The sequence below is a fragment of the Photorhabdus khanii NC19 genome (assembly GCF_000517265.1).
Lineage (GTDB): Bacteria > Pseudomonadota > Gammaproteobacteria > Enterobacterales > Enterobacteriaceae > Photorhabdus > Photorhabdus khanii.
Window position 1 is genome coordinate 638063 of record NZ_AYSJ01000014.1, and the last position, 12548, is coordinate 650610.

General features: G+C 43.8%; 10 protein-coding genes. 1 reads left to right on the plus strand and 9 read right to left on the minus strand.

Going from position 1 to position 12548, the window contains the following annotated elements:
• Positions 1-49 precede the first annotated feature (49 nt).
• The 8 genes from PTE_RS18355 to ppsR form a co-directional block, all read right to left on the minus strand.
• Positions 50-844: a heme ABC transporter ATP-binding protein gene (locus PTE_RS18355; RefSeq protein WP_036849475.1), complete on the minus strand. Its 795-nt coding sequence runs from the start codon at positions 842-844 to the stop codon at positions 50-52.
• A complete protein-coding gene (locus PTE_RS18360) occupies positions 844-1845 on the minus strand; it encodes a FecCD family ABC transporter permease (protein WP_036849476.1) in 1002 nt (333 codons plus the stop codon). The genes PTE_RS18355 and PTE_RS18360 overlap by 1 nt, the downstream gene beginning before the upstream one ends.
• Positions 1842-2660: a heme/hemin ABC transporter substrate-binding protein gene (locus PTE_RS18365; protein ID WP_036849477.1), complete on the minus strand. Its 819-nt coding sequence runs from the start codon at positions 2658-2660 to the stop codon at positions 1842-1844. Before PTE_RS18365 ends, PTE_RS18360 begins: the two co-directional genes overlap by 4 nt.
• The gene (locus PTE_RS18370) at positions 2657-3730 is read right to left on the minus strand and encodes a hemin-degrading factor (protein WP_036849478.1); all 1074 of its coding nucleotides are present in this window, start codon (positions 3728-3730) and stop codon (positions 2657-2659) included. Before PTE_RS18370 ends, PTE_RS18365 begins: the two co-directional genes overlap by 4 nt.
• A 32-nt stretch (positions 3731-3762) precedes the next feature.
• On the minus strand, positions 3763-5790 hold the full coding sequence (locus tag PTE_RS18375; RefSeq protein WP_036849479.1) for a TonB-dependent hemoglobin/transferrin/lactoferrin family receptor: 2028 nt from the start codon (positions 5788-5790) through the stop codon (positions 3763-3765).
• An 89-nt stretch (positions 5791-5879) separates the two neighbouring features.
• Positions 5880-6077 (minus strand): hemin uptake protein HemP, encoded by a 198-nt coding sequence (gene hemP / locus PTE_RS24660; protein ID WP_081738262.1) that lies wholly within the window; start codon positions 6075-6077, stop codon positions 5880-5882.
• A gap of 167 nt (positions 6078-6244) precedes the next feature.
• Entirely contained in the window at positions 6245-7291 is a 1047-nt protein-coding gene (locus tag PTE_RS18380; protein ID WP_036849480.1) for a 3-deoxy-7-phosphoheptulonate synthase, read from the minus strand.
• 141 nt (positions 7292-7432) lie between these two features.
• Positions 7433-8308: a posphoenolpyruvate synthetase regulatory kinase/phosphorylase PpsR gene (ppsR, locus tag PTE_RS18385; RefSeq protein ID WP_036849481.1), complete on the minus strand. Its 876-nt coding sequence runs from the start codon at positions 8306-8308 to the stop codon at positions 7433-7435.
• Positions 8309-8525: 217 nt separating this feature from the next.
• Here ppsR and ppsA point away from each other — a divergent pair, with 217 nt between their 5' ends.
• A complete protein-coding gene (ppsA, locus tag PTE_RS18390) occupies positions 8526-10904 on the plus strand; it encodes a phosphoenolpyruvate synthase (protein WP_036849482.1) in 2379 nt (792 codons plus the stop codon).
• Positions 10905-11357: 453 nt separating this feature from the next.
• On the opposite strand, the gene ydiK is transcribed toward ppsA, so the two are convergent.
• Positions 11358-12467 (minus strand): AI-2E family transporter YdiK, encoded by a 1110-nt coding sequence (gene ydiK, locus PTE_RS18395; RefSeq protein WP_036849483.1) that lies wholly within the window; start codon positions 12465-12467, stop codon positions 11358-11360.
• Positions 12468-12548 lie beyond the last annotated feature (81 nt).

Genomic DNA, 12548 nt, shown 5'->3' on the forward strand with positions numbered 1-12548 from the left:
AAGTAAGACAGGCAAATGGCGAAAATAATTTGCCTGTCAGCTTTTGCTGTTATTGTCTTAAATAAATTTGAGGTTGTTGAGTCTCAGGATGGCGGGTAATACCAAGATCGGCCTGATACCATTTTTTTAGAATTTGATCACTCAATACCTCTTCTGGTGTCCCGGCTGCGACCAGCTTCCCTTTATATAACAGAAAGATTTTATCTGCGTAGAGAGCGGCAAGATTGAGATCATGCAGAACACAGCACATTGCCATCGGTTGTTCCCGCGTCAGCCGGTAAAGCAGACGCAGTGTATGTTGTTGGTGATAAAGATCTAAGGCTGATGTCGGTTCATCAAGAAACAAACAACACTCTGTCGGTGCTGGAGACCAGAGCTGGGCAAGGACACGGGCTAATTGTACTCTTTGTTGTTCACCACCGGATAATTGCCGGTAGTCCCGGTGGCGTAACTCCTGGCAATCCGTTTGTTCAATGACGGTATCAATGGCTGCTTGTTGATGATGAATACCATGAGGAGAGCGCCCCATAGCAATGACCTCTTCCACACTGAAAGGGAAGGAGAGTGAACTGTATTGACGCATGACTGCCCGGGTTCGGGCCAACTGCTGAGCCGGCCATTGCTCAATGGGTGTTCCCTGTAAATAACATTGCCCCTGTTCAGGTTTCATATATCCCGTCAGCAGTCGCAATAATGTGGATTTTCCTGCGCCGTTTGGTCCGATGATGGCGACAACTTCACCTTTATTGACCGAGAGCGAGACATTATCAATAATTTTCCGGTTGCCAATTGAATAACTCAGATTTTGAGCTTGCAGAAAAATATTATTTTTTATGGCTTCCATTATATTCGGCTCCCTGGCTGTTTGAGTATCAGCCATAGAAAGTATGGCCCACCGATTAAACCCGTGATTAAGCCAACGGGCATTTCTGCCGGGGAAACCAATGTCCTTGCTAGTGTATCTGCGGTAAGTAGAAGAGAGGCACCCCCTAATGCGGCACCGGGAAGCAGCCAGCTATGATCGCCACCAAACTGCATCCTGATCAGATGGGGGATAACCAACCCGATAAATCCAATAACACCACTTAATGCAACGGCGCTACCAATCAGCAGGGCGCTGAGAAGTAATAACTGGAATTTGGTGCGCTGGACGTTAATGCCGAGATAGTGGGCTTCTTCATCTCCTAATTGCAACAGATTCAGTTTACGGGCCTGACTGAAAGTCAGGATGGCAGCCGGAATAATTAAGGAAGCGGCAATTGCCAGTGTCGGCCACTCTATTTGGCTGAGTGAACCCATCATCCATAAAGAGAATTGGCGTAGTTGCTGATCATCACTGATATAACTTAGGACTCCAATAGCAGATGCGCAGAGCGCATTGATGGCGATCCCGGCCAGTAATAAACGAGCCAAATTTCCTTGGCTATATTTATTCAGTGAAAAAATCAGTAGTGAAATTAACAGGCTGCCAATAAATGCGGCAATAATATGCCCATATACGGCAATGGCAGGTGGCAGGCTAACGGGCAAAATAATCGCCATTGCAACCATCAATGCTGCTCCACTGCTCATACCCAGTAAGCCAGGATCTGCCAGTGGGTTACGAAATAGTCCTTGCATTACCGCACCGGAAGCGGCTAAGGCACAGCCAACCAGCATCGCCAATAATACTCTTGGTAATCTGATGTTCAGCCAGATTTGCCATTGGGGATCACTGATCGCAGATTCCCACAATGTCTTAAAAGATAATGTTAATGCGCCCAGATTGGCGGAGCCAATAGCCAACCCAGACAGTAGTAGACAAAGAAATGCTAAACCCAATCCCGGAGACTTCATACGGCTCATTGGGCCTTCTCCGCCGCCTGTCGTAGTTGTTTCATCACTGTAGGGGTTTCGAGGCCAAAACCAAGCAGGCCCATATCGTCGGCAATTAAAATCTGTTGTTTCTGACCTGCCGGGGTATGTTTCAAGCCCGGTAATTGCCAGATTTTATCCAAGCCGCCCATTGATTTAATGCCATCCTCAGTCACCAGTAATAAATCTGGTGCACTGGCAATAACGCCCTCCTGCGAAAGAGGACGATAATTGTTAAAACCTTGCATTGCATTAGTTGCGCCAATAGCACGAATCATTTTGTCGGCTGCGGTTTTTTGCCCGGCAGCCATTGGCATGATACCCCCGTGGCTCATCACAAACAGAATACGGGTTGGTAATGGGGTTGTTGGAATGCCTGCCAGTTTTTTCTGATATTGCTTAATCAGCTGTTCACCGCGTTCAGCTTGATTGACCGCCTTGGCGACGGTCTTGATTTTCTCAGGAACGGCTTCTAACGATGCTTTTCCGGTTATCTGAATAACGTTTACACCAGAATCCTGGAGTTGCTTCAGTGCCAGTGAAGGTTTTGCTAGCTCACTGGTCAGAACCAGTGTCGGATGCATAGAGAGAATGCCCTCAGGATTGAGCAATCTCATATAACCGACGTCGGGTAAGGCAAGCAATTCTGTTGGTTTCTGACTGGTGCTGTCTCTGGCAACAACTTTGTTACCTTCACCAAGTGCAAAAACAATTTCAGATACATCGCCACCAATGGTGACGATCCGTTCAGTGGAAAAAGCACTGAACGATACCGCAAGGGCGAATGTCAGAAGCCATTTTTTCATGCTATACGCTCTTCCTGTGCTGGTTGCAGTTTTGGCAGCGCTGCTACTTGCTCACGCCACTGAGTTTGTTCAGGAGTGCCTTCTGTACGCTGACCAAACAGTTGAGCGATCTGATTGCCATTAGCATCAAATAACTCAAGACTGGTGACGAAACCATCAGCCGTTGGTTTACGGGTTACCCAGCTTTCAGCGATAGCACTCTCTATTAAATGTAGTGTGAAATTACGATTAAAGATATTAATCCATTTCTGATCTGAGTTTTCTTCCTGATATGGCATCAGGCGTTCCAGCTTGCCGGTGAAAATTTGTACGCAACCATGGTTGCTGACAAAAATCATGATTTCATTCTGATCGCTATAAGCGGTATTAATAAGCTCATTCAGGGCAGAATTTTCCACTCTGTAAGCCAGATCATCCGGTACCGCGTCGAAAATTTGCTGACGGCTCAGGTTATGACGTTTGAGCATAATAAAGAATTGATGAACGTCAGTCATTGCCCGCCATTCTTTATCAAGCTGTGCTTTCAGTTCATGGGTTATGGTTGAGTGATTGGTTTTTTCTACAGGAGTGATAACCAGTGCTGGGTTTTCTTCTGTCTGATATTTTTCGATCAGTGCTTCCCAGGCTACCATATTGGTATTATCTGTTGCATAAATTTTATGCAATGCATCACCCTGTCGATCAAAAAATTGAATGCTGTGGCGCATACCCTTTTTGGCTGGCTCGACCAGATAGAACACACTACTCCAGTGATCAAAGAATATCCGCAAATCGAGTTCACGAGGATTCAGGATCAATCCTGCATGGCTGCTGAAACGTGTATTTTCATACCGGCCAATTTGTTCATGGACTGCAAAATCATTGCGGGTAATCGCTTTAGTTTCACCCACAACAGCCAGTTCTTCCAGTAAAGTTGGTGCGTCAATGTCAAGGCGTTTGGCATCTATCCCAACGCGGCTGTGCAGTAACTCACCTTCACTGACATTCAGATAAGCAGCCAGATCGCGGGCATATTTGGCTTTATTATCAGTTTTGGCTTGCAGGTAACGTTCATAAAGTGATGAATTCACAACTTAACTCCTTGAAAATACATTATATTTAATTACCACTGGTAGCTCACCAATAGTTTGGCATTGCGGCCATCCTGCGGTGTTCCCTGTGGTGAGTAGTATTCTTTATCAAAGGCATTGCCCAAAACTGCGGTAGTGGTCACACCTTTTAACATCCCTTCACCCTGATAGCTAATGTAGAAGTCATTAATGCCATAGCCAGCTTGTTGCTTATATTGCCCTTTAAAATCAGTATGCTTGGTAAATTGACCTATCCAGCCAACAGAAAAACCGGTTTGTGCAACAGGGATATCCAGTGTGCTGGTGATAGTATCTGGGCTGAGGTTGTTGAGAGATTCACCGCTCTTTTCGTCCTTGCCCTCAGTACGGTTATAAGCCAACTCCCAGGAAAACAGATTGGATTCATAGTTCATAGAAACATCCCAACCCCAGATCTTGGCTCTGGGTACATTAACAGATGTTGTATTTTTGTATAATGTACGACCATATTTCTGATAAGGGTTAATGACATCTGACTTAATATAGTCTTTGGCTTTGGTATCAAAATAGCTGGCTTTGAATTTTAGTTCATCATTGTCTGCCAGCAGGTTATCGAAACGTAATCCAAAACCAGATTCCCATGTTTCGTTGCTTTCTGGGCGGAGATTTGGATTAGAAATCCAGAAGTTTCCAGGATAGTGCATAGAATCGTTATACATTTCACCCATCGTCGGTGCACGGAAAGCCTGAGAATAAGAGGTAAACAGCATTGACCAGTCAGTTGGTGTGATGCTGATAGCCCCTTTGGAAGACCATTTATCAGCGCTGACATCCTTATATTTAGAATTTGTTCCTTTATAGTTGTTATAGCGAGTACCGGCGATAATAGATATTGGCAAATCGCGCAGGGTTATTTCATCCTGCACCCAACCGGAAGAAAAGCGGATATCGGCATCGGGGAAGCTATCAGTGTTACCGCCTGGGGTTTGTTTCTGTTGGTAGGTTTCACCACCGTAGGTAAGTTGGTGTGCCAATGGGCTGTCTGTCCACAGGCGGGAGCGGTTTTCCAGTTTTACACCATAGGTTTTCTGCTTGCGGCCTTCGAACCCCTTTTCTTGAGTGCGGGCATCGATAGTCACATCCGAATAATAAAGGTCAGCCCTGGCATTTAACCAATCATATTCTGTCGGATTTAGCTGGTAGCTGAGTTGGGCATCACGCTGAGTTGTCGTCCGATCAGTCCACGAGTTAGATTTTTCATTTTTCCCGATGAGTGTTTGTGGATTCTTAGGTTGATTAGCTTCATTACGGTAATAACGTAACTGACTGCTTAAAGATTGATTCTCATCCACTTTCCAACTGCCTTTTGCTATCAGGTTACTGATAAATTCATCATTATCAGCCGTCAAACCACCACCATGGCGGATATTACCTGCATCACGAGTACTGAAAGCAAACAAACCGTCCAGAGAATCTGTTTTCCCGAAAGTTGCACCACCAAACCCCATACTATGGTCACCGGTTGCACCACGGGCGAAAACGCGAAATCCGTGATTTTGACCTGCTTGCAGCAGATCTGTGGCATCAACAGTCTGATAAGCAACAACACCACCTAAAGCACCACTGCCGTAGAGCAGGGCAGAGGGACCACGCACAACTTCGACTTGTTTAATTAATGCCGGATCCAGAAATGTACCATTAATATGACCGGTATCGGTGCCCTGCCGAATACCGTCAATTAATGTCAAAACACCTTTTGGCCCATAACCCCGCAGACTGATATCTTGCCCATTAGCACGATTTGTACCAGCTATATTAATACCGGGTATTTTTCTGATGAGATCCCCGGCATTGTTTGCTGTTTGACTTTGTGGTGATTTGTTATTTATCACTGTCACCATCATGGGTGCTTCGAAATTATCCCTTGCATTACCTGTTGCATAAACAGTTACCACATCACGGGATGATTTATCATTATCCGAATCGGACGATTTTGTTGCTGCATATGCGGTTGAAAAGCTACTGATAATCGCTAGGCTTAATACTGATAGCTTGAGTGTTGATCTTGCAGATTGAGACATCAGACGAATCTCCATAAGAATATTTTATGATTTATGGATATAGCTGGCTGCCCCGATACGTGATCTGGGTGGCTGGCTGAGTTATTTTTTTATTTAGTTAGTATCAGCTTTCCGGCTTTAGTTTGGCGCAATTGGTAGAATTCCCCTTGGTGGCGAATTCGGGTAATTCCTGACTCACCTAACAGTTGTTTACTGTCAACGTAACTAATTTGCATGATTTCAGCAGGATGAGTGTTGCACCATTCTTTAAGTGCAGTATAGGAATGTTGGTGACATACTTTAGTCATAAATCCACTTAGCAAATGCTAACTATTATTATAGTGAGAATCATTATCGTTATATGGAGAGGTGACTTCAAGCAATATTTTTGATGCTCAGAACAACATATTAACGAGGTTTATTAATCTGCGATAAGTTAGCCTTCCGTGAATAAAAGGCTAACTCAGACAAGGGTTCAGAAGCGGTAATTGACTGCTTCAGCAAGAATTTCAAGAAGTCGTTCTGTATCTTGCCAGCTCAGACAAGGATCTGTAATAGATTGACCGTAATTCAGTGGTTGCCCCCGAATAATTGTCTGGGCACCTTCAAGTAGAAAACTTTCAGCCATCACACCGACAATAGCCGCAGAACCCTCCTTAATCTGTTGGCCTACCTCTTGCGCGATGTCCAGTTGGCGTTTGTGTATTTTCTGACAATTAGCGTGACTGAAATCGATAACTAAGTGCTCTGGTAAATCAAATTCACGTAGCTGATCACAAGCTGCGGCAATATCTCCGGCACTGTAATTAGGCTGTTTACCACCACGCATAATAATGTGGCCGTATGGGTTGCCTTCGGTTTGATAGATGGTCATTTGACCATGCTTATCCGGTGATAGATATGTGTGACAGACACTGGATGCGCGGATAGCGTCTATAGCGATACGGATATTGCCATCAGTGCCGTTTTTAAAGCCAATTGGGCAGGAGAGGGCTGATGCCATTTCCCGGTGAATCTGGCTTTCTGTTGTTCTGGCTCCGATAGCCCCCCAGCTAATGAGATCAGCAATATACTGGCCGGTCACCATATCCAGAAACTCAGTAGCTGTGGGTAAACCCAGCTCATTGACATCAACCAGTAATTTACGCGCCAAAGTAATACCACGATTAACTTGGCAAGAGCCGTCAAGATCCGGATCTGAAATTAAACCTTTCCAGCCTACGACTGTGCGCGGTTTTTCAAAGTAGGTACGCATAACAATTTCCAGTCTGTGCTGGTATTTTTCACGTAATGTGTTCAGTCGCTGAGCATAATCTAAAGCAGCATCAATATCATGAATAGAACAAGGACCGACGATAACCATCAGTCGTGGGTCATTCCCCGATAGAATATCTGCAATACATTTTCGTGACGTTGTCACACTGTTGGCGATTTTTTCAGACACAGGATATTGAATTGCAAGAGCCTGAGGTGTGACCAAACTATCGACGCGGTGAGTCCTTAAACCATCTGTTTTATACATATATTTTCTCAAAGTTCGTTTTGCACTAGCGGGTATACCTGTGGGTAATTGAAATTACAATAAACGAAAATGACTAAATTAAACAAACAATATAGTTAGCTACATCATAAATTTTTTTCAATTATTCATATTGATATATTTCTAAAACATACGGCGGTTCAGCTTCATCGTATCGATTATTTTGGTCGAGATTTCTTCAACAGAATAATTGGTGGTATTAAGATAATTAATCTTATTCTTACGGAATAAAGCTTCAACTTCGGAAATTTCTATTCTGCATTGCCTCAATGATGCATAACGGCTATTTTCTCGGCGTTCTTCTCTAATAGCGGCCAGCCGTTCCGGGCTTATAGTTAAACCGAATAACTTATGCTGAAATTGTTTTAATGTCGCAGGTAATTGTAAATTATCCATATCATCCGCGGTGAAAGGATAATTTGCAGCCTGAATACCAAACTGCATGGCTAAATAGAGACTGGTAGGCGTTTTTCCGCAGCGGGATACGCCCAGTAGAATAACCTGCGCTTGGTCAAGGTTGCGTAAAGAGATACCATCATCGTGCGCTAGGGCATAATCAATCGCTGCTATACGTGCATCATATTGACTGAGGTTCTTTGCAGTCAGACCGTGAGTACGGTTAAGTTCAGGTTTGGGTTCCAGTCCGGTCTCTTTCTGTAATGGGGCTACTAGTGTTTGGACAATGTCCTGACAGAAACCTTCACTGCTGGTGATAATATTTTTCACTCCAGAAGAGATAATGGAATAGAAAACTAAAGGTCTTATACTCGTATCTTGATATATTTGATTTATTTGTTGCTTTATTTCTTTTGCACGGGTTTCATTGGCAACAAAAGGGAGGGTATATGAGGTTACTTTGATGGGAAATTGTGATAATACCGCATGTCCTAATACTTCTGCGGTAATTGCTGTTCCATCAGAAATAAAGAAAACGGTGCGTTCAACACTATTCTCAACACTATTACTTCCTGCTGATATTTCTAATTTGGATTTTGTCATGATATTTATAGCAGCCTTCTATTTTTCCAGTTGTTTAGTTAAATGCGACCGGGCATCAATTTTCTGCAAAGTATACCTGAGAAAAAAATAATGTGTTGGGTTGATCGATTCACCTTTCTATGTGTGCCAAAACATTGTGTTAGTCTATTTATGACTGCTAAAAATGCAGTGCCAATTTTCCGACTTGTACCTCACGAATGTTAAAAGGATTGTTTTAATGCCCAACAATAACCTCCCCCCGTGTAATGTGCTTTGGTATAACCAATTAGGTATGCATGATGTTGACCGGGTTGGTGGTAAAAACGCCTCCCTGGGAGAAATGATCACTAACCTGTCAGAATTGGGAGTTTCTGTCCCGAATGGTTTTGCGACCACCGCACAGGCATTTAATGATTTCCTGGAGCAAAGTGGTGTCAATCAGCGGATTTATAGTTTGCTGGATGAAACTGATGTTGATGATGTGAATCAACTGGCCAAAGCGGGCGCACAAATTCGTCAATGGGTGATTGATACGCCATTGACGCCGCAATTGGAAAAAGATATTCAGGATGCTTATCAACAGTTATCTGAAGGGCAGCCGGAAGCCTCTTTTGCTGTACGTTCTTCAGCAACGGCTGAAGATATGCCGGATGCTTCTTTTGCCGGGCAGCAGGAAACTTTTCTGAACGTACAAGGCATTGATGCGGTGATGATTGCCATTAAACATGTGTTTGCTTCACTGTTTAATGACCGGGCTATTTCTTATCGTGTCCATCAGGGATATGACCATCGGGGGGTTGCGCTGTCAGCGGGTGTACAGCGTATGGTGCGTTCTGATCTCGCCTCTTCCGGTGTGATGTTCACTATTGATACTGAATCAGGATTTGATCAGGTTGTCTTTATTACTTCTGCTTACGGCTTGGGTGAGATGGTTGTTCAGGGGGCGGTGAACCCGGATGAATTCTATGTTCATAAGCCAACGTTGAATAAGGGTAAACCCGCCATTGTTCGCCGCAATCTGGGTTCTAAAAAACTGCATATGATCTACGCTGATAATAAAGAGCATGATAAGCAGGTACGTATCGAAGATGTGCCGGAAGCACAACGCAATCGTTTTTCTTTAGTTGATGAAGAAGTTGAAGCATTAGCTCGTCAGGCGTTGTTGATTGAAAAACATTATGGCCGGCCGATGGATATTGAGTGGGCCAAAGATGGTCATAATGGCAAGTTATATATTGTTCAGGCACGTCCTGAAACTGTCCGCTCAAACCAACAGGTTATGGAACGCTACCAACTGAATGAACAAGGTCAGGTATTGGTGGAAGGGCGCGCCATTGGTCATCGTATTGGTGCGGGTACAGTAAAAGTTATTCATAACTTAAATGAAATGGATCGTATCCAGCCGGGTGATGTTCTGGTCACTGATATGACCGACCCTGATTGGGAGCCGATTATGAAAAAGGCGGCTGCGATCGTGACTAATCGTGGTGGCCGGACTTGTCATGCAGCGATTATTGCCCGTGAATTGGGCATTCCTGCGGTTGTTGGATGTGGTGATGCAACGGAACGCCTGAAAGAAAATCAACAAGTGACGGTTTCTTGTGCGGAAGGCGATACGGGTTTTGTTTATCAAAATCAACTGGATTTCGTTGTACAAAGTTCTCAGGTCGATCAATTACCCGAGCTTGATGTAAAAATTATGCTCAATGTGGGTAATCCTGACCGCGCATTTGATTTTGCCTGTTTGCCAAACGAAGGTGTTGGTCTTGCCCGTTTAGAATTTATTATTAACCGAATGATTGGTGTACATCCTCGCGCATTACTGGAATTTGATCAACAAACGCCGGAATTGCAGCAAGAGATAAAATCTCTGATGGCGGGTTATGACAATCCGGTTGAATTCTATGTTGGACGCTTGACTGAAGGGATTGCAACGCTGGCGGCTGCATTCTGGCCAAAGCGGGTTATTGTTCGTCTGTCTGACTTTAAATCCAACGAATATGCCAATCTGGTGGGTGGTGACATTTACGAACCTGATGAAGAGAACCCGATGTTGGGTTTCCGTGGTGCGGGGCGTTATGTCTCTGACAGTTTCCGCGGTTGTTTTGCATTGGAGTGTGAAGCGGTTAAGCGTGTACGTAATGATATGGGGCTGACCAACGTCGAAATTATGATCCCCTTTGTGCGTACTGTCGCTCAGGCTGAAGCGGTTATTGCTGAACTGGCGTCGCAAGGGTTGAAGCGTGGTGAGAACGGATTGAAAGTCATTATGATGTGTGAGATTCCGTCCAACGCAATTCTGGCGGAACAGTTCCTTGAACACTTTGATGGCTTCTCTATTGGTTCTAATGATATGACTCAACTTACTCTTGGTTTGGACCGGGATTCCGGCGTGGTGTCTGAGTTATTTGATGAACGCAATGATGCGGTTAAAGCTATGCTTTCATTAGCTATTCAGGCGGCCAAGCGTCAAAACAAATATGTGGGAATTTGTGGGCAGGGGCCTTCAGACCATCAGGATTTTGCTTATTGGTTGATGGAGGAGGGAATTGATAGTCTGTCATTAAACCCAGATACCGTGGTAAAAACTTGGTTAGGATTAGCGAAAGAAAGTTAATTGAGAATAATACGCAATTGAAATTCAACGCCCGTCAGAATAAATGGCGGGTTTTTCTAATGAATAAAGCGGCTGATTACAGCGTCATAGAAAAGTCTAAAAATAGTGAAAAAAAAAGCCTACCATGGGCGTGATAGGCAAGGACTACACACAGCAATATACGTACTTCTAATAAATAGAACTATCAAAAGGAGAAATAAACGTCTCGTTTACAGCCCGCTTATATTAATTTAGTTAAATAGTTTATTCATTAAGAATTGTCCTAATTTCTGAATTATTTATGGTTATAAAAAACCAAATTTAACTAATTTTTAACATAATTTTCACAATAATTAAATCTAGCAAATAAAAGTAAATGAGTATTTCAGATGAATGATTAGTTTTTAAAGCTATGCTTTAGCGAAAGAGTTAATCCTCTTTCGCTATGTGTGGCAGGATTAATGATCATACAAATTATTCTGAAAATTTTTTTTCCAGATATTTTTCAGTTTCTGCTAAATTATTTTCAGGTTCTGGGACTTCGTTCATCCAGGCAATTAATAAACGATAAGCAACGGCTAATACAACCGGCCCGATAAATAAGCCAATCATGCCAAATGAGAGTATTCCGCCAATAACGCCGGTTAATATCAGCGCCATCGGTAAATCTGCGCCTAAACGGATTAAAAATGGACGAAGAAAGCCATCCATTGTTGTCACTATGCAGCTCCAGACCAATAGCACGGTGCCCCAGGTTGTATCACCTGTCCAGTAAAGCCAGGCGACAGCCGGCACTAAAATCAACAATGGACCAAGCTGGGCAACGCAACAGACAAACATAAGTACTGTCAGCAACGTAGCATAATGGATCCCTGAAACAGCCAGGCCAAGCCCACCGATAATGGCTTGAACCAGCGCAGTAACGACGACGCCGAGCGCGACAGCGCGGATGGATTGTGCTGCCAGCAGGATGGCTGCATCTCCGCGTTTATCTGCCAGGCGAACGGCAAAATGGCGAATACTCATCGTCACCTGTTCGCCTTTCAGATATAGGAGCACGCTGAATAGCACCATCAAGCCAAGATGGAAAACGAAGCGTCCGGCATTGGCCGCCTGAGTAAAGAACCAGGTTGCCGCCTCTCCGACATAGGGCTGGACTTTAGCAATCAGCACATTTCCACCATCAGTAATCAGTGAGTTCCAGCCGCTGTAAAGTTTATCGCCAACCAGTGGAATGCTGTCCAGCCAGGTCATTGCCGGCATTTGAAAATTAGCCGGGGATTTAGCCCACTCGATTAATGGCCCGCTGTTTTCCAATAAGCTACTGACCAGTAATGCGATGGGGATCACAAACAACAGAATTAATAATAACGTCATGATGGAAACCGCAATCCAACGTTTACCCCATAAACTGTTTTGTATTTTTTCCAGTAAAGGCCAGGTAGCGATAACCACCATTCCTGCCCAGACAAAACCAAGGATAAATGGTTTCATCACCCAGAAACTGGTCACAATTAAGAGTGAAAGAAAAATTAAAGTAAACAATAGTTTTGGTAGATCATAATACGGTTGAGATTTGTCCATAAGTTAATTTCTCTAAGGAGTTGAGTGGCGCTAAAGATAATAAATAAATAGGATGTTATCTACAGGTTACTCAAAATAGGT